The 228-nt window shown below is 53.1% G+C and carries 1 pseudogene; it reads left to right on the top strand.

The window, feature by feature from the left end:
• A pseudogene (locus ACYQ2M_RS25570) lies at window positions 1-228 on the top strand (IS1634 family transposase); the annotation flags it as partial.

The raw sequence follows: 228 nt of genomic DNA, 5'->3' as shown, positions 1-228 counted from the left end.
GGAAGGTATTCCTGTCAGATGCTGGGTGCTACCCGGCAACCAGAATGATGCCAAATGTGTCGACCAGGTCCAGAAGGATATGAATGACTGGAAGCTGGGCAATGTGATCTGGGCCATGGACCGGGGCATGACCAGCGAAGAGAACCGGCGTAATCTGCAAAGAGCCGGGGGACAGTATATCCTGGGTGAAAAACTCCGGGGGATTACTATAAATGAAGAGGCCCTGAA

This window comes from Desulfocicer niacini, assembly GCF_054657595.1.
The sequence above is the reverse complement of the archived record's forward strand: the minus strand, read 5'-3'. Positions and strand labels throughout refer to the sequence as shown.